Below are 18,831 nucleotides of genomic sequence, written 5' to 3'. Positions count from 1 at the left end.
TGATGTGATTAAGGGTAAGTCATGGAATATCCAGACTTACCCATTTAATTAAGTTCCGGCGTAACCGGGATTTTGATCCCCCCTCAGGGTTTCATCCTGATTGAGTGTACCTAAATCTATAGGCCACAAAATTTTGTGATTTTGCCCGGCAACATTATCCAGTACGCCAACCAAAGGCAAATCTTTACGAAAAACCAGTGGATTTCCTGAAGCATCCTGCATGCGGCGCAAATCATACCAACGTTTTCCTTCCGCAACAAATTCCTTCCCTCTTTCGGTAAAAATGGCCAACTCATTTTGCTCAAAGCTTCCGTTAACAAAAGCAGGTGCCGCAGCAGGTGCATAGGCACGATTGCGAACGGCCATAATTTCTGCTGTTGGGTCTTGCCCTTGTTTATTTTTAACCTCTGCAAGCATTAAATATGCTTCTGCAACACGATAAACGGGGAAATCATCTGAAAAATTACGGGCACCCTCAACAACTACCCCTGGAAATTTACGCAGATTGGTTGCACGAATGGTTCCTTTATTAAAGTTTAAAAAAGTTGCATTTCCCCTTTTATCATCCACGCCATACTGATTGTAGAGTTCTATTTTATATTCGTATCTGATAATCGTTCCACCACCGTTTACCTGTAAAGGATCAGCCGGGATGGCAACACCCTTATCATCTACATAGCCTGTTAGGGGATCGGTAATCGCATAAATAAATTGTCCGTAACTGTTGGTTGCCTCACCCGTTTGGTTTCTTAAGGCCAGGATCATTTCCGTATTACCTTTACTTGCAGCAATACTTGCTGATTTAAAGACATTACCAAAATCGGTTAACAGCGTGTATTTCGGGATCACCTCTTCTAATGCTGCCCTGGCAGTGGTTAAATCTGCCGCAGTAGCGGTGGGTACTGCCCCATCGATTTTCACTTTTGCCGACCACAGGTAAACTTCCGCTTTGAGCATTTGAGAAGCACCAAGCGACCACTGTGCCTTTTGAAATTTAGTAGTATAATTACCGGCAAAACTGGATACTGACTTATCGATATCAGATTTGATAAAATCAAAGGTTTCTTTTTCGGTTTTGGTTCTTGGCAGGTACATTTCCTGGGCCGACTTCGGATTTTTAAGCAGCAAAGTTGGTTCTTTAGCCAAAGGAACACGGCCAAAAATGCGGTACAGGTGAAAATAGTAGAATGCCCTGATGCCATAAGCCTGGCCTAAATAATAAGCTTTATCCGCCGTAGAGAGGTAATTGGCCTGTTCTACCTGGTAAATAAAATTGTTGACATCAAAGATTGGACGGTAAAAGCCCGACCAACCGGAAATCCCCGTACTAGACTCGCGAATATCCTGATTAATGATGTTGGCAGAGTTTAAAGAAGCCGTCCCGGTAAAACTGGTTCCTGTTCTCAGTGTTCCACCACGCAGTTCCCCTAGCGTGAAAATAGTAAACTGGAACCCTCTCAGTTGATTATGGAGCCCAACCATTCCTCCTTCAACCTGAGCAGGGTTTTTCCAGAAACTTTCGCTGGCAAAGTAATCTTCAGGTGCCAGCTCTAACTTTTTACATGCACTAAATGCAGTACTCAATACGATTGCGATAAAGCCTATAAATATCTTTTTCATTGCTTTCTTTTTAAAAAATAAACTGAAGACCAAAAATTATAGTTCTTGGCAAAGGATAGCCACCACTTCCAGCTGCACCAATACCAATACTGGTACTCTCAGGAGAATAAAGCGTTGATTCGCTGAAGTAAACCAGGTTCTGACCGCTCACAGAGATATTAATGGCTTCACTCTTTAATTTGTTCGTCCATTTGGTTGGTAGTTTATAGGTCAGATTGATCTCCCTGAGGGCCAAATAATCTCCTTTGTGGTAGTACATACTCGATTCGCGGAAGGTATTGTTTTTATACAGTTGATCTGCCCAATAATAAGTTGGGAATTTGGCTCCCGGATTACCCGGCGACCAGGTATCAAATACATCTGAGATGGTGTTAAAAGTACCCTGAGCATTACTGGCAAACCATGATCTTGGTCCGTCATAAGCCACAAAACCCAATGCATAATCGAAACGGGTACTTAAGGTAAGTCCTTTCCAGGTAGCGTTAGCACCAAAACCTCCGGTATAACGCGGAACAGTCCTCCCCATATAAACCCTATCGAAACTATTGATAATGTTATCACCATTTACATCAGTCCACATCACATCACCCAAAGCGATTGGAAAATGCAGGTTTTTATCTGCAGCGCTCATGGCATTATACACGTTTGGATGAACCAGTCTTCTGGCACCAATTAAATCAACAAAGCCCGAAGAGGCATAAGCATCTAAATCAGCCTGGGTTCTGATAATTCCCTTAGCCTGATAAGCATAGGCAATATTCGGATCCTGTCCCTCTTGTAATCCGCCAACCCATACCAACTGTTTAGTAGTGGGATCGTATACCTGAAATCCACCTTGCCTGTTGTTTTCCAATCCATTATTAGGAAGTTTCAGGATTTTGTTGGCATTATAAGCGATATTAAAGTTGAAGTTTACATTCCAATCCTTTTTTCTCAGCACATTGTAATTCAAATCAACCTCTACCCCCTGATTCTGCATATCGCCATTATTAGTTGTAATAGAAGTAATGCCCGCAGTTACCGGAAAGGTTAATGAAGCGATTTTATCGCTGGTGGTTCTATGGTAATAAGCAACAGACAGATCTATTTTGTTAAGCAAACGCGTCTCTAAACCTATCTCCTTCGTAATCAAGCTCTCCCAACGCAAATTTGGATTCGGAATGTTTCCTAAAAGATAGCCAATACTGCTATTGTATTTATTTGACCCATATGAGCCTTGTAAAGTATAAGCACCGATAAAATCATCGCTTACATTACCATTGGCTCCATAACTCGCTCTTATTTTTAAAGTATTAACTACTGGGGTTAGCGACTGGAAAAAATCTTCTTTATGCAGGTTCCATCCTACAGATACGCCTGGAAAACTGCCCCAGCGGTTACTCAATAATCTGGAATAACCATCACGGCGAAGCGTGGCCGTTAACAGGTACTTTTCATCGTAATCATAATTTACACGACCAAAAAATGATAAAATACGTTGGCGTGTATGGTAAGTATCTGTACTTCTCCGGTCTTTCTCCGAATTGGTTAGCGCCAGATCAGAAAAGTCATCTGTAGGCGCACCGCTGCCTGAAGCCGATAAACCTTGTGAGTAAGTATCATAATATTCTGTACCCAGCATGGCATCAATATGGTGTTTAGCTCCAATATTGGTATTGTAATTTAAAAAGCCGTTGTAAGTTTGGCTTAATGCTTTATCAAATGATGCAGAAGAAGCCCTTGTGCGGTTATAATTCCCCGGACTACTTAAGAAATCCCTATTGAAAGATTCGTAGTTTCCGTTGTTAAAGAAATAGTTACCACTTACCCTTAGGGATAAATTCTTTAAAAAATCGACTTTAAAAGCCTGAGATAGCGTAAACTTATCGGTGTTATTGTTCCTGATAAATTTATCATCGTTCACTGCCGGGTTACCATCCAAATAATCTCTTCCTACCAGAAGATCGCCGTTTTCATTCATTCCACGCATAGTAGGTGGAGCACCCAGCGCACGGGTTAGGTAGTTGCCTTCAGCATTGATTGCATCGCGCCATTTCGCATTGGCAAAGTTTAAACCAGATATAGAAGTTAACCAGGGCTTTAGCTTGTATTCACCGTTTAGAACGAAGGTCAGTCGTTTATAGAAGGTATTAATTGGCATTCCCTTTTCATCATAACTGCCCAAACCAGCATAATACTTCCCTTTTTCATTACCACCTGTCATGGAAACATTATAGTCCTGAGTAAGGCTGTAATCGCGTAGCGCATAATCGGCGTAGTTAAAATCCTTATAAATAATTTCCCGGTTAATCCCATTAGGGTCATAAGCACCGGCAGCATTGGTTTTAAGCGGATCAATCATGACTTGCCATCCCTTGCCCAGCAACTCTTCATTTACGGCATTTCTAAACATCGGACTCCAAACTGCCGATGTATTTAAATTTCCATCCAGAATATTTCCTGCAGCATCTTTATATAAGTTACCGGTACCAAATGGCCCCGTAGTATTTAACTGAGATAAGCGGCTTGGCTCATAAGAGCCTGATGTTTCAATGGCTTTTCTAGACCAGTAGATATAATCCTGAGCATTTAAAAACTCAAAAGGAACATTCAACTTATTGATACCGACTTTAGATTTAAGCGAGATATTTGAAGCACCCTCCTTACCTTTTTTAGTGGTAATTAAAACCACCCCATTACTGGCTCGTGCACCATATATGGCAGTTGCAGATGCATCTTTTAAAACTTCAATAGATTCAATATCATCCTGATTGATATCACTAAAGCCAGACCGCAGTAGTCCATCTACCATCACTAAGGGAGAGCCCCCTCCGGTATAGCTGGTACCTCCACGCAATACAATATTCGGTACAGCGCCTGGTCTTCCGGAAGTTTGCTGAATCCTTAAACCAGGGATAGTCCCCGCCAAGGCAGAAGCCGGGTTAGATCTAACCCCCGTTTCCAAAACTTTAGAATCTAATTTTGAAACCGAACCGGTGAGCTTAGATTTTTGAATCGTACCATAGCCCAGTACCACCACTTCATCTAAATTCTGATGATCATCTTCTAAATTGACATTAATAGTATTACTACCGGCAACCACAATCTCTTTGGATTTGTAACCGGTAAAGCTGAAAATCAAAATATCCCCGCGATTAGCCTTGATAGTATAACTACCATTGGTGTTTGTGGCTGTTCCGTTTTTGTTTCCTTTCACCATCACCGTAGCACTGGGAATTTCCTGCCCGGTTACATCGGTAACTTTTCCGGTGATAACTGATTGTGCAAATACCTGGAACGATAGGCAAAGCAGTAGAATACTGAGGCTCGACCTAATGAGTTTAAAGTAAATTTCTTTCATAATTTGGTTATTGATTTAATTATTATGTCGTACATAATAAAACTAAGTACCGGATTATTTTATAGATTTGCAAATAATATTTAGATTTTAATTCGCTTATTTTTAGGAGTTAGGGATTATATTTGCACTCAGATAGTCAAAAACGCTGTTTTTAGCGCTCAAAATAAATATCACATAATAATGGATTTCACTACCCAATTTAACCCCGTAGATACCAGCTCATTAGTAGATCGTGTAGAAGACAAGTTGGTACAATTGCTCCAGGAGAAAAAACTCAAGGTGGGCGATAGCATACCTACAGAATTAGAGCTTTGCAACAGTTTAGGGGTGAGCAGAACAGTGGTACGCGAGGCGTTACTACGGTTAAGACTGATGGGGCTGATTGAATCTAAAAAGAAAAAGGGTGCAGTAATCACCTCTCCCGATATTTTTAGTGTATTGAGTAAAAGCATGAATCCGCATATCCTTGATCAGGATACTTTAAGGGATATCTTTGAAATCAGACTGGTATTGGAAATTGGCATGGCCGATATTCTTTTTCAGCGTATTACCCCAAAAGATATCGAAGAACTCAAAACCATAGTAGATAATGAACCTGATTTTTCTCAGGATCACCTGTTTAACATTGAACATGAGATTGCTTTTCACGGCAAGCTTTATGAGATTACAGGTAATGCTACGTTGAAAAAATTTCAGAGTATGCTGTTGCCTATATTTGACTATGTACATAACAGCGGGTTATTGAAGAAACAAATTCAGCTGCATAAATACGTGTCTCACAAGGGCTTGGTAGAGGTACTTGAAAATGGCTCACCAGAACTTTTCCGTAATGCGATGCGCAATCATTTAGAAAATCATTTCAGCAGATTATTTTCATCAGAATAAGCATGATTTTTAATTTAAAACCTGTACTGTATTAATGAACAAGCACTTAGCATCATTCTGTAAATAATTACTCTGCCTATAATCTACCATAGACAAATGAATAAAAATTCCTATACATTTTTACAGCTAAATTACCGACAATTGAGTATCAAATTTTCAGATAAAGTATTATCTTAGCGAGATGCATATCAGTTGTCAATATGCAGGAATTTCTTACGAACATGAATAATAGTGAAAGGATAGATCTTACCACTAAAGACCATATCCAGGTTTGCCGCACCTCTGCATTAAACGATCAATTTAAGGAAATTGATGTCTCCCGCCGTTGGCCATATTTCTTTATACTTTTTGCAGCCACAGAAAATGCAACGCACTGTATTGAAAATGAAAAAGTGACCGTTCCATTAGGGCATTTCTTATTTATTGGTCCAGATCGCTTTCACGCCTTTATAGAGGCAGAAAATGATCATTTTTGGGTAGTTTGCTTTGATTATGGCTTTTACGCGAGAACACCAAATGATGCATATTTTATCCAAAATACGGCCCTGTTTTTCGATTTAAGTAAAATATACATTAGCAAGCCCTCGATTGACATCGCCGAATACGTAACACTCCAATTTGAATTTTTAGAAAAACTGATTGATCGTGCTCAGGCTCCTCTGGTAAGGGATATTATCCATAATGCCGTTCAAGCCATGCTTATCCGCTCTGCTTTTTTATCGCAAGGTTTACACAGCTCCGATGTACAGCACACCAATGCAGAAGATAAGAAGATAGCAACCCGTTTCAGAGAATTGCTGCATCTCAAATACCAAAGTGAGAAGAAGTTAGACTACTATGCCAATGCGATTAAAACCACTCCGAGACGCTTAAATCAAGCTATTACCAATGTTTATGGCCGGTCTGCCAAGCAACTTGTTACCGAAAAAATATTTGAGGAAGCCAAGAGTAAACTTGCCCACAGCGCGCTAACCATTAAAGAAATTAGCTATAGCATGGGCTTTACGGAGGAAAATAATTTCAGTGCTTTTTTCACCAAACATTCTGGCTATAGCCCGAAAAAATATAGGAATCTGCAGGTGAGCTTAAGTATGGGGTAGTTTTTTGGTAAAGGAATATGATGTAGATGCTGAAACAAGTTCAGCAGGACGAGATTGTTAGAGAATGTGCTCCCTATTTACTTGATCTATTAACCTAGTTGTAGCGTCCCCAATGCTATTAACTTAAGGAGAAAACTAAAATGGATTGTCATCCTTGAGCCTCCCGATGTAAAATTAACCTAGTTGTAGCGTCTCCAATGCTATTAACTTAAGGAGAAAACTAAAATGGATTGTCATCCTGAGCCTGTCGAAGGGCAATCTATTTTAGTTTTCTCCTTATTAGGAAGGTCTTCGACAGGCTCAGACAGGATAGGGTTTAGCTTAACTTAATAGCATTGGTAGCGTCTCGCTACGACTTATCAGTTGGGCCTTGCAAGCTTGTAAACTTTACAACCCGCCACCTATTTAACCGCAAAGCACGCAGAGGATTCACAAAGTAAGCAGCGTGGCAGCTGAACCAATAAGCGCAATTATTTAACCATATAAGCCATTTAAGAAAGTATGCAGCGGAGAGCTAGGCAGTAAATTAGTCTCAGGGGCTTCTGTAGGGGATTAATTTAAAGATGCTGAAATAAATTCAGCAAGACGTGGTGGTTAGAAAATGTGCACCCTATTCCTTGATCTATTAACCTAGTTGTAGCGTCTCGCTACGACTTATCAGTTGGGCTTTGCAAGTTTGTAAACTCTACAATCAGCAACCTACTTAACCGCAAAGCACGCAGAGGATTCACGAAGTACGCGGCGTGGCGGCTGAACAAATAAGTATAATTATTTAACCATAGTAGCCATATAAGAAAGTATGCAGTGAAGAGCCAATCAGTAAATCTAATTCCGGCCTTCCGTAAGGAATCAGTTTAAAGATGCTTAAATAAATTCAGCATGACGTGGTGATTAGAAAATATGCGCCCTCTCTTTCCGAGTATTCCGTGTTTCCGTGGCAAATAATTATCGTATCAAATTTTATATATCGGAGATAAAACAATAGTTGATTTCAGCTCTTTTCAGCTCTACACATCCCCCATTCAACGGTATTTCTATTTTCCAAATTTATTACACCAAATTATTTTTGAAAAAACAGTAAGTGTAAGGGGATTTTACGCCGAAATGTAAGATTTTATAATGTCACAAAAACATCAAAAACACTTTAAAAAAGTATTACTACACATACAAATCAACTTTTGTTGACAAAAATCAACAACTTACATAAAAACATAAACAACTAATTTACAGCAACTTAAATAATAAAAAACGGCTTTTTTACAATAATGTATTTTTTAATACTTTTTTGGTGAGTTTTAATATTTTTCAGGATACAAAATGGCTATACCTTTGCATCACATTCAAACGGAAATGTTACAGGATTGTTACAAAGAAAGACAAAGATTGTGTGGCCTTTCTGTTGAAGTAGAATAACAAACTTAATAAAATTTAAAAAAATAAAAAAACATTTAATCAAATAATCATGAAGTCATTCCTATTAATTCTTTCAGTATTCGTTCTTTCTTTAGTTGGTCAATCAGCATTCGCACAAACAGACAACGCAACTTTGAACATCCGTTTGTATCCAATCCAAACCATCACCGTTAACCCTACTCAAAAAACAGTTAACTTAGATTATAAAACAACAACCGATTATACTAATGGCGTAAGTTTAGCGCAAGCAGATCACTTAACGGTTTACAGTACTGGTGCATTTGTGGTTAAAGTTAAATCTGCTGCATCAACCTTAACTGGTGCTAAAGCCAATATCGATGCAAGCGACGTAAGCATTAGCCCATTAGCCGGTACAAGTAATCAATTGGCTAACGCTACCTACACTCCAGCTAACTTAAGCGCTACTGATCAAACCATTATTGCCAGTACAACAGGAAGTGTAAACAAAAACTTCAACATTACTTATAAAGCTGCTGGTGCTCAGAAATATGTAGACAAATATTTCAAAACTGAAAACCCTACAGTATACTCAACTACAGTTACCTACACTATCGAGGCTAACTAATAAAAAATAAATAGACAAAAGGCAATTTTGGGTCTCTCAAAGTTGCCTTTGTTGTATATTTGACTTTACAATTGTCTACCCATGAAAAGATCCCTTCATCTCCTTTTACTTTTATTGATTACTGCAGTGCTTCCTGTAGCAGCTCAAACCGGATTATCGGTTACGCCACCCAGGGTATACTTTACAGTAGCTCCAGGCCAGCAACAACGCCAAAAGATCACAGTAAGTAATGTAAGTAAAACTTCAACACTCGACCTGAGTATCTCCTTAAACGATTGGTCTTATGATGATAAAGGGAACAACATGATTTTTGATGCGGGAAGCACAGCTGTTTCTTGCGCAAAGTGGGTAGCCATTTTACCTAGCTCCTTCTTTTCTTTAGCCCCCGGAGAACACCGTGATATTGAGATCCAAATGGCGCCACCTGCATCCTTAAGTGATACCCTTTCTGTACATACGGCCATGCTATATGTTAGTCAGCTTAATCCTATAGATGATGTAAGCCAGAAAGGTACCAATATTAAGGTTGCTGTACGTACAGGAATAAAGCTCTATCAACGACTTCCGGTATCACGTAATGCAAATCTTGATATTGAAAACTTCTCTAAGAGCAAAGAAGAACTGATCCTTCAATTTGCTAATATCGGTAACGTTTGGGCAGATGGGACAGCGAGTTGCGAATTATTAAACAAACAAACAGGCAAAAAAACAACCCTGAAGGATATCATCTTTTATTCGTTACCCGGTAATAAACGTAAAGTGTTTTTTACGCTCCCCTCAACGCTGGAGAAAGGCGAATATGTAGCCTCAGCGGTATTAAATTATGGCGACGAAGCCACTGTAAAACTAGCAGAATTGGAGTTCAAAAATGAATAAGCATATCCTAACCCTTGGAATCACCTTATTAACGCTGCTGGGATTTTCAGTGAACAGCTGGGCACAGCCCCGTTTGAGTGCAAGCAATCAACAATACATGGAGGTTCGCTCTTCTCAAACGCAAACCTTTAGCAATGCCTTCCAAATTCAAATTACCCTGGAAGGAAACAACAGAAATTATCCAAACTGGAGTTTAGGAGCCATTCTGAATCAGCCTATTACCAACAGCGAGGGAAAGACCTTACCTTATGGTAAAATAAAATTGAAATTGAGCGCTGTTAATGGGGCTACTTTCCAGCAGATTGGAAGTGGAACTACCGCAGTACCTTTGAGTGCGCCGGGAAATACAGCATTACTGATTAATTCTTCTAATTACGCCCTTAAGAATAGTAACAGTGATTACTACAGTCAGATAATATTTACCGTAGATGTAATTCTGGAAGGTGGAACCTATCTGGATGCGCTGAAAACCTGGCAGGCCTATTCGCTAAATCTTGCCTTTACCTTACTGGATAACCGGGGTGCAGAGCTTAGCCGGTCGAGTGCAACAAACGGAATGCAAATCCGACCAGATGGCACATACACCACCCCTGCAAGCTATGGCATACAGGTACAAAATGATGCCAAATCCGGGTTGCTCGAACTTAAAACCATGAACGACTATCTGAATGGCGCTTCAGTAACGTATACCAATGGATTAACGGTAACAGCCGCCACCCCATATGCTATTCAGGTTCGCAGCAGCAGTGCCAATTTTATGGCTGGCAGTAAGGCTTTACCCGTTTCAGTTGTAAATCTACAACTGAGCTCGGCAAGTGGTTCTTCTTCTATTACCATACCAATGGCCGAAACCGCTCAAACCATTGGTAATGGTGGCACAACCACTACCAGTGCTGTAAATTACAAATATCACATTCGTTACTTTACTAAAGCCAACGACAGCCGCCTCATTAATGCCGTTCCTGATACCTATAGTGGAATCATCATTTATGAGATTATCCCACAGTAGCCTATTCAATGAAATCTACCCTCTTTAAGATATTTTTTTATTGCAGTATGCTGATGCTGAGTACTGTCCTATCAGTAAGAGGGCAAAATTTATCGGCATTAAAAATCAGTACAGATAGTGTAATTAATATTGGCAGAGAAAAACTGGTTTCTCTAAGCCTCAAAATAACTGCCGATCAGGGCAGCGATTTCAAAGGACAGATTGTTCCGGTTTTACCTCAGGGTTTTGGCCTGGTATCCGATCAGCCTATAAAAGTTAGTGTACTTAAAAACACCCAAACCTTTTATCCATTTAAATTTTTGGTATTGCAGAATGCAGATACCAGGATTAGCTCAATGGCTTTTCAGCTACAAGACAGCACAGGGAAAGTGCTTTCACAATTCAAGGCAAAGGTAAATATGCTGCCACAACGAGCTGTAGAGTTGGCGGTACTTAATCCCAGTGTTTTACTCAGACAGGTTGGCGATTCGCTTAACCTAAAGGTGATGGTTCGAAATGCTGGAAATCAAACTGAAGTACTTAAAGTTGTAGCCTCCTTCCCTGCTGATAACGGGCAAGGCAAACAGATGATTCAGAAAGACCTTCAACTTTCTCCAGGAGATAGCAAAGAAGTCACTTTTGCCAAAATTATCAACCGGGAGCTCTACCAGATGAATAATTTCTACATCAACATAGCAGGATTATACCAAAATGGCGAACTCTTTGGTAATGGTATTGCCTATGTACAAAATGCTTCTGCCAACCGTCAGTTTGTGAATGCCCAGATCCAGCAAAACACCCTCAATGGTGCTATAGAGAATCAAATATCCCTAAGCGGGCAAAATCTCTTCAGCGATTCGCAATCCTGGCAATTAAATGGTACAGGTTCCACACAAATTGGTCCTGGTGTATTGGGCTTCAGCCTTGATGCTTACCAATGGAACAGCATCAATAATAAACCATTGCTCACCAACACCTGGCTCAATTACGAGGGTACAAAAAGTGGTATTACTGCGGGTAATATCTCCGAGAACCTGGAAAGCTTTTTTAACGGCCGAGGAGTTAAAGTTTACAGTCGTAGCGACGAAGATACGCATGGGTTTGAAGCTGCTATGGTTGAAAAATCTTACAACCTCCTGGGCGATAACTTTGATTATGGTTATGCTGCATACGTTAAAACCAATCATAAAGACACCAGTGGCCGCCAATACAATAGTACGCTGATATTTGACTATGCCCCTTTGGAGCAAAGCAGGAGTCTTCTCTCTGCCAACTCACTATCCTTATTTAATAAGCGTAACCTTTTAATGAGTGTCAACTTTTGCGCAGGAGCCTCTCAAAACCTCCTCGACAATAAGGACATTAAGCCTTCCTTTGCATTAGGAACCAACTTAAGCGGAACCTTTAAAAAATTCAACTTCAGTAGCAATAACTTTTACTCAACAGCCTATTACCCAGGCATTCGCAGGGGTGTATTGCAATTAAACGAAAGGATTAGCCGTTATCTCGGATCTCAACACGTTTGGGCTGGTTTTAGCTATTACTCTTTTAATCCGGCTTATCAACGTAACGTCTTCTTCTTCCAACGGAATTACGCACTGCAACGTGCGGAGGCTGGTTGGGCAAAGCCGCTTAATATTAACCTTAACATCACGCTTACTGCTTCACGCGATCAGGAAAGCGCCAATTACAACACGGTAAACCAGGCAAGCAGCACCTTAATCTCCTATCGCTTAAACGAATCGCTAAATTGGCACAGCAATGACTTTAAGCAAAACATTTATGTTTCGTTAGATAATGGTATTAGCAAAGGTATATATGGAGATAGCCAGCTTCAGCTTCGCTTAAATGCAAACTGGTCTAACAGCTGGTTAAATTTGAGCGCCTATCTCCAACGGGGTAATTTCCTTTTGGCTGAAGCATACAATAGCAACCTGGGCATCTCAGATATCAACCGATACAGCATTAGCCCTTCTTTACACCGTTATTTTTTTGACAATAAACTACGTACTGAGGCAGGCCTTATTTTTTATCACGATAAGCAATACGGATACAACTTAACTTATACCGCAAAAGCAGAATATCTGATTACCCCAAAAACAGCTTTTTACATCAGTACTTATCAATACCATTACAATACGCCATACATCAGTTCGTCTTTTAGTAGTTTACAGGCTGGTATCACCCAAAAACTTCCTAACCCGAAACAACGTACACCTGGAAAAAAAGGAAACCTGGAAATCTTCTTCTTTAAAGACAACAATCATAATGGCAGTTACGATACAGGCGAAGAAGCAGCAAATTCGGGTACAGTACTCATCAACGGCATTATTTTCATGATTCCCGCTAACGGAACAATTATTTACAGTAAAGTTCCTTACGGTTCCTATCAGCTAAGTATGCCCATGCAAAATGGTTATCAAATTAGCCCGGTACAGGTTAAGGTTGACCAGAAAAACAATAAAATCAGCATTGCTATGCAGAAGAGTGGTAATGCAGTAGGAAAAATTGCCATCACTGTCGATGAGCAGAAAAGCTTACAAACCAATGCTTCTTTAAGTGGAATAACCCTTTTGGTACGGAGCAGTGATGGTACGGTAAGAACAGTGAAAACTGGTGAAGGAGGACAATATTCTCTTTATCTTCCAGAAGGAACTTATCAAATTTATCCAGACAACACACAACTACCTGAAAACATATACTACGATGGTGCAAATGCAGAAGTGGCGGTAATAGCCGGAAATGAATCTGCAATCCCAACCCTGACTTTAAAAGTTCGGCAGAAGAAAGTAGAAATTAAGCGTTTTAAAAATTAATAAGGCCCATTCTGCGCAGTAAATAATTTAAACGTTTATTTTGCACTAAAATCGTTAGCATTTCCTATATTGCCTGCTCATCATCCCTATTGGTAACTTAAAATATTACTAAAATGATGAAAGAATTAATGCCGACCACAAGTAAACAAGCGACCTGCCTGTTGTTATTGAAATCTATAGTACAAACTGCTGAAAGGATAAGTTTGACTAATACAAAGCTCAGCCTAAGCTGCATACCAAACTATCCAACAATATTCTCAGAGCGTAGTCAGGCAGCTGCTTTATGAATAGGGTAATTGAAAATTTCTTCAATCAGTTTTTCAAAAAGAATTTATTTATTGCACTTTATCAGGAAGGAATCACTCCAAAAAGCATGATGAATTCTACTGTCGATGTGGATGGGTATTATAATTGGAAACCGATCAAGGGCACATTGAAAGCGATTGCCTACGAAAAATTACAGCGGGAATTTAAAGTCACATTGCCGAAAAGTTTTATATCCTGGCATCAACGATATTACTTCTTTGGTCAAGATTGCAAAATTATAAAACTTCCATGCTCGTTGCCTAATCGGCCCCTACAGGAAATTAGTTTCCTATTAAGCCATGAAATTTCAACACAGTTAACCAACCTGGAGCTTTGCCCCTTTGCCTATGATAACTACCCAAACAGGTTATTGGTATTTGATACGAGAACAGCAGTTGCAGATCAAGAATACCCCATACGCATTTATGAAGGAAATGGATCAGATTTATATGGTTTAAGTGAGGTGATATTTTCCTCCTTCTCTAAGCTTTTAGAATGTCTCACTTATTTATTAGAAGAGGTTAATGAGAGAAAAGTGCATGAAATTATTCCCAACTTTTTCTGTATAGACCCCAAAGGAGCTGGCAGTACGGGTATTGGCTATTGGACAGAAATTATTGACTTAGAGAAAGCCATAGATGACAGTTAGCACCTAGATGATTTAAGCGCTCATATTTAGTATAAAAGGCTTCCAATTATTAACGCAAAAATAAAAACAATGAACAAAATCTAATCGCTTATAATTTCACTACCATGAAAACCAATTTCACGTTATTATTACTGTGCACGCTTGCTTTAGGCTCTTGCGAGGAAAATCCTTGTAGAAATAGCTATTACTTTACCGGAAAATATGTTAATCATTACAAAAAACAAGACATAAACTATATTATTTTAAAATCAGACAATAGCTACTTATATTACTATCAACAAAAGGGTAAGGTACCTAAAACATTTAAGGGTAAATGGGAAAAAGTATCTACACCTCAAACCTGCAAAATTAAACTGGAGCCTTGGAAAGACCTGGTTGGGTACAAAAAACTGGATAAGGTAGACAGTAGCCAATTTAACCACTCTGATGATAAAATAGTGCTATTTGAAGATGTTTATGGAACTGAATATACTAAAGAAATTCCGGATCCCTTTCAGGAGCTAACGCCGCTAGAACCTGTTGATGAATGGAGTTTTTGAGATTATTCAAATTTTCTCAAAAATAAAGACATAAAAAAAATCATATATCAGTTGAAGGATTGGTTTTACGGAACCCGGCGTTTGATATATGATTTTAAATATTTTTAAGGCCTGTTAAGCCTGTCTGAATGACTGATACAAAAGTGCGAAGTTTACATGAACCCGGATATTTTTTTACATCAACCCTGAAGTTTTTTACACGAAACCCCCTTAACCTTTACCGCTCTAAGCATGTAAAATGAAAAATGGATTGAAAAGCATCGCACCATATTTCATCTATTCCATAAATGCAGACTGAGTTCAGTCTATTTTGCATTTGGCATATTTCCATAGACTTCCAAAAGTATATGAAATCTGGCATTTGTTAAAAAAATAATCGTCACTGCATTGTTACCATCCACCCCCCCACATCTCCAATATAACTCATTTTTTATTTCTATCGATTCAATTGGCAATAGGTATCAATTTTTTAAAATTAAAGTCCCCTTTTGTAGCTGGATTGCAAATTTCAATTGATAAACACTGATATTCAAATCATTAGTTTTTTGGTAAAATATGAAGCAAACAAAAAAAAGGCTGGCCATACTGGCCAGCCCATATCTAAACCTCAACATGCGCTCAAACATGAAGAGATTATAGCACAAACAAAATACTTTTATGTTGGTTTTACAAGTATTAAATAAAAAACGACACAAAAATGTTCCTCACAAAACTTTTTTAAGGCTGTTATTGTTATGACATTTTAACCAACTTATAAACCATGAATAATTTCCCTTCACTCCCGAACAAAAAATCGATTATCGACTTAACCGATGAAAAAGCACAACACTACTGGGCTGCCCGATTAGGCACCACAATTGAAGGACTTAAATCTGCTATTAGGGCATGCCAAAGCATGGAAGCAGAGGAAGTTCAAGCTTACATACAGGATAGCGCCCGAACCCGTAAACTCTGGGCAGCAGATCGTGCGCATTTATTTGGGTAGTCATAAACTCAACCTAAACTGAGAATCTGTCCCAGCTCATGCTGATAACAGCAAAATTTTTCATGAAAATAAAAAAAGGATAACATGTATCTACATGCTACCCTCATAGAGTATTGCGTTAAAATTGAAAAATTATTTCATTAGCTGATATGTTTTAATTGTTGTTCGGCTTGCTGAATTACAAGATTAGTTTTAAAAAATGCATCGGGAGTCACAGAAATTGTATCAATACCTTCTTCAACTAAAAATCTGGCGAAATCAGGATAATCTGAAGGGCCTTGTCCGCAAATACCGACTTTAACTCCTTTTGCTTTAGCGGTGCTAATCAGTGTTGTTATCGCTCTTTTAACAGCAGCATCTCTCTCGTTATATAAATAAGACACCAAAGCAGAATCACGATCCAGGCCAAGTACCAATTGCGTCAGATCATTGGATCCGATGGAGAAGCCATCTATATGATCACAAAATTCATCTGCCATGATAATGTTAGACGGGATTTCAGCCATCAGATAAACTTCTAATCCATCCTTCCCTCTTTCTAAGCCATTTGTTTTCATCACATCATAAACTTTCAGAAGCTCAGTTACCGTGCGGCAGAAAGGAATCATAACCACAACATTGTTTAAACCAATTTCGTTTCGAACCTTATTTATGGCCTTACATTCCATTGCAAAGGCTTCTTTATATTGGTCTGAATAGTATCTGGAAGCGCCTCTCCAACCAATCATAGGGTTTTCTTCATTAGGCTCGAACCGGCTACCGCCCAATAAATTATGGTATTCATTGGTTTTAAAATCTGAAAATCTAACAATCACCTTTTTAGGGTAGAAAGCCGATGCAATCCTTGATATTCCGTAGGATAACTTATGCACAAAATAGCTTTCGCCGTCAGGGTAACCGTAGATTATCTTTTCAATATCTGAAGTCAATTTCTCATCCTGTAATACTTTATATTTTAAGAGAGCCATGGGGTGGACTTTGATATAATTGTTGATGATGAACTCTTCTCTTGCTAATCCAACTCCACTATTAGGATATCCCGCAAGGCGATAAGCCATATCTGGTGAGGCTACATTAAGCATAATGGGCGTTTCTGTTTCACTTAGTTCAAGTAAATCATGCTCAGTTTTGGTATAAGCAACCGCCCCAGTATAAATAAAGCCTACGTCGCCTTCAGCACAAGATGCGGTAACTATATCTCCATCGCTCAGCAACTCAGTAGCGTTTATACAGCCTACAATAGCCGGAATTCCTAGTTCTCGTGCCACAATCGCAGCATGACAGGTTCTCCCTCCCTTATTAGTCACAATTGCAGCAGCTTTTTTCATCAGCGGTTCCCAGTCTGGATCAGTCATATCCGTAACCAGGATATCGCCAGGCAGAAAATTAAGTTTGTGCATTTCTTCCTTGTGCTTATCGGCTATGAGGTGAACCCTACCCTGCGCTATGTTATCCCCAACTGCAATCCCTTTCACTATGATCCGTTCCTGCCTCCTCACATCAGAAATATCATATGTAACGATTTTTGTATCCAACCTTCTGGAGTGAATAGTTTCGGGTCTGGCCTGTACGATAAAAAGCTCATTACTGATTCCGTCTAATGCCCATTCTACATCCATTGGACACCAATGTCCCTTTATACGTGAATAGTGATCTTCAATATCACAAATCCATTTGGCCAGCTGCAGCACATTTTTTTCGGTAAGGCAAAAACCGCTAAGTTCATTTTCTGAAGTAGGAACAATTTTCACGCGGTCAATACTATTATCGGCGTAAATCATTTTTTTGTCCTTCCTTCCAAGCTTCCGATCTACAATTGCATTAAATCCTTGCTTTAACAAAGGTTTAAAAACGGCAAACTCATCTGGGCTCACCATTCCCTGCACAACTGTTTCACCTAAACCAAATGCACCATTGATTACTACAACATCTTTAAAACCACTTTCTGTATCTATCGAAAAAGCAACACCTGACGCACCCACATCTGATCTTACCATTTTCTGAATACAAACTGAAATTCCTATTTGGAAGGAATCAAAACCAAAACTTTTCCTATAGCTGATTGCCCGGTCTGTAAATAATGAGGCAAAACAATTCCGCGTAGCCAAAAGGATACTCTCTTTCCCGCTAATATTCAAATAAGTATCTTGTTGTCCGGCAAATGAAGCATCCGGCAGATCTTCTGCAGTAGCCGAAGAGCGCACTGCCACATCCACATTTTCTTGATTATATAAGTTGGAAAGATCCTGGTATGCCGCTGTGATTTGCGTATCAAGCGCATCTGGGAAAACGGCAGAACTAATGAGTTGCCTGATTTCCCGTCCACACCTTTGAAGCTGCACAATATCATCCACATCAGTTTCTGTTATGATATTATCTATCTTTTGTTGCAGCTGATTGTAATGAATAAAATCTTCGTATGCAGCCACTGTAATGATAAAGCCTGAAGGAACCTTGACATCATATTTGCCTAAATTTTGCAGCATCTCCCCTAGTGATGCATTTTTACCTCCCACAATTGCGATATCTGAAAGCCCAACATCAGATAGATTCATAATCCATTGATTATTTCTCATATATATTATAATTTGATTAGTTTCCAATGGCAAACATTGATTATTCTTTTAACAGAAAAACCTGCGACATTATGGGATTATGATTTTTAAGGGATGACTTATAAATCACATATAATTTGTTAAAAAATATTAACAAAGAAACAGTTCAGATT

The 18,831-nt window shown here is 39.2% G+C and carries 12 protein-coding genes; 9 read left to right on the top strand and 3 right to left on the bottom strand.

Translation table 11 applies throughout. From position 1 onward, the window contains the following. Window positions 1–48: 48 nt before the first annotated feature. Together BMX11_RS19640 and BMX11_RS19635 are read right to left on the bottom strand one after the other, a co-directional pair. On the bottom strand, window positions 49–1,620 hold the full coding sequence (locus tag BMX11_RS19640; RefSeq protein ID WP_139180233.1) for a RagB/SusD family nutrient uptake outer membrane protein: 1,572 nt from the start codon (window positions 1,618–1,620) through the stop codon (window positions 49–51). Window positions 1,621–1,630: 10 nt separating this feature from the next. After that, the gene (locus BMX11_RS19635) at window positions 1,631–4,960 is read right to left on the bottom strand and encodes a SusC/RagA family TonB-linked outer membrane protein (RefSeq protein WP_175474625.1); all 3,330 of its coding nucleotides are present in this window, start codon (window positions 4,958–4,960) and stop codon (window positions 1,631–1,633) included. 180 nt (window positions 4,961–5,140) lie between these two features. Here BMX11_RS19635 and BMX11_RS19630 point away from each other — a divergent pair, with 180 nt between their 5' ends. The 9 genes from BMX11_RS19630 to BMX11_RS19590 all read left to right on the top strand — a co-directional run bounded on the left by BMX11_RS19630 (window position 5,141) and on the right by BMX11_RS19590 (window position 16,103). Beyond that, on the top strand, window positions 5,141–5,845 hold the full coding sequence (locus tag BMX11_RS19630) for a FadR/GntR family transcriptional regulator (RefSeq protein WP_090887699.1): 705 nt from the start codon (window positions 5,141–5,143) through the stop codon (window positions 5,843–5,845). Window positions 5,846–6,066: 221 nt separating this feature from the next. Further along, the gene (locus BMX11_RS19625) at window positions 6,067–6,945 is read left to right on the top strand and encodes a helix-turn-helix domain-containing protein (RefSeq protein WP_175474624.1); all 879 of its coding nucleotides are present in this window, start codon (window positions 6,067–6,069) and stop codon (window positions 6,943–6,945) included. A 1,462-nt stretch (window positions 6,946–8,407) separates the two neighbouring features. After that, window positions 8,408–8,944 (top strand): hypothetical protein, encoded by a 537-nt coding sequence (locus tag BMX11_RS19620; RefSeq protein ID WP_090887693.1) that lies wholly within the window; start codon window positions 8,408–8,410, stop codon window positions 8,942–8,944. A gap of 81 nt (window positions 8,945–9,025) precedes the next feature. Next, window positions 9,026–9,820 (top strand): fimbrial biogenesis chaperone, encoded by a 795-nt coding sequence (locus tag BMX11_RS19615; RefSeq protein ID WP_090887689.1) that lies wholly within the window; start codon window positions 9,026–9,028, stop codon window positions 9,818–9,820. Then, entirely contained in the window at window positions 9,813–10,829 is a 1,017-nt protein-coding gene (locus BMX11_RS19610) for a hypothetical protein (RefSeq protein ID WP_090887686.1), read from the top strand. The genes BMX11_RS19615 and BMX11_RS19610 overlap by 8 nt, the downstream gene beginning before the upstream one ends. Before the next feature lie 8 nt (window positions 10,830–10,837). Then, window positions 10,838–13,624 carry a hypothetical protein gene (locus BMX11_RS19605; protein ID WP_139180232.1) on the top strand — a complete coding sequence of 929 codons (2,787 nt, stop codon included), beginning with the start codon at window positions 10,838–10,840 and terminating at the stop codon, window positions 13,622–13,624. Between the two features lie 283 nt (window positions 13,625–13,907). Further along, the gene (locus tag BMX11_RS19600; RefSeq protein ID WP_090887680.1) at window positions 13,908–14,579 is read left to right on the top strand and encodes a hypothetical protein; all 672 of its coding nucleotides are present in this window, start codon (window positions 13,908–13,910) and stop codon (window positions 14,577–14,579) included. A 104-nt stretch (window positions 14,580–14,683) separates the two neighbouring features. After that, entirely contained in the window at window positions 14,684–15,118 is a 435-nt protein-coding gene (locus BMX11_RS19595) for a hypothetical protein (RefSeq protein WP_090887677.1), read from the top strand. A gap of 760 nt (window positions 15,119–15,878) precedes the next feature. Further along, complete coding sequence (locus BMX11_RS19590) at window positions 15,879–16,103, top strand: DUF3606 domain-containing protein (protein ID WP_090887674.1); 225 nt, start codon at window positions 15,879–15,881, stop codon at window positions 16,101–16,103. 140 nt (window positions 16,104–16,243) lie between these two features. On the opposite strand, the gene ppsA is transcribed toward BMX11_RS19590, so the two are convergent. Next, on the bottom strand, window positions 16,244–18,679 hold the full coding sequence (ppsA, locus tag BMX11_RS19585; protein WP_090887671.1) for a phosphoenolpyruvate synthase: 2,436 nt from the start codon (window positions 18,677–18,679) through the stop codon (window positions 16,244–16,246). Window positions 18,680–18,831: the final 152 nt, after the last annotated feature.

The organism is Pedobacter rhizosphaerae (genome assembly GCF_900111155.1).
Classification (GTDB): Bacteria; Bacteroidota; Bacteroidia; order Sphingobacteriales; family Sphingobacteriaceae; genus Pedobacter; species Pedobacter rhizosphaerae.
Note: the sequence above shows the minus strand (reverse complement) of the source record. Positions and strands in the feature narration are given on the sequence as shown.

Coding starts and splice junctions, on each gene's coding strand:
- BMX11_RS19640 (WP_139180233.1), bottom strand. CDS start 1,620: ATGAAAAAGATATTTATAGGCTTTATCGCAATCGTATTGAGTACTGCA.
- ppsA (WP_090887671.1), bottom strand. CDS start 18,679: ATGAGAAATAATCAATGGATTATGAATCTATCTGATGTTGGGCTTTCA.
- BMX11_RS19590 (WP_090887674.1), top strand. CDS start 15,879: ATGAATAATTTCCCTTCACTCCCGAACAAAAAATCGATTATCGACTTA.
- BMX11_RS19610 (WP_090887686.1), top strand. CDS start 9,813: ATGAATAAGCATATCCTAACCCTTGGAATCACCTTATTAACGCTGCTG.
- BMX11_RS19600 (WP_090887680.1), top strand. CDS start 13,908: ATGAATAGGGTAATTGAAAATTTCTTCAATCAGTTTTTCAAAAAGAAT.
- BMX11_RS19605 (WP_139180232.1), top strand. CDS start 10,838: ATGAAATCTACCCTCTTTAAGATATTTTTTTATTGCAGTATGCTGATG.
- BMX11_RS19625 (WP_175474624.1), top strand. CDS start 6,067: ATGAATAATAGTGAAAGGATAGATCTTACCACTAAAGACCATATCCAG.
- BMX11_RS19595 (WP_090887677.1), top strand. CDS start 14,684: ATGAAAACCAATTTCACGTTATTATTACTGTGCACGCTTGCTTTAGGC.
- BMX11_RS19615 (WP_090887689.1), top strand. CDS start 9,026: ATGAAAAGATCCCTTCATCTCCTTTTACTTTTATTGATTACTGCAGTG.
- BMX11_RS19635 (WP_175474625.1), bottom strand. CDS start 4,960: ATGAAAGAAATTTACTTTAAACTCATTAGGTCGAGCCTCAGTATTCTA.
- BMX11_RS19630 (WP_090887699.1), top strand. CDS start 5,141: ATGGATTTCACTACCCAATTTAACCCCGTAGATACCAGCTCATTAGTA.
- BMX11_RS19620 (WP_090887693.1), top strand. CDS start 8,408: ATGAAGTCATTCCTATTAATTCTTTCAGTATTCGTTCTTTCTTTAGTT.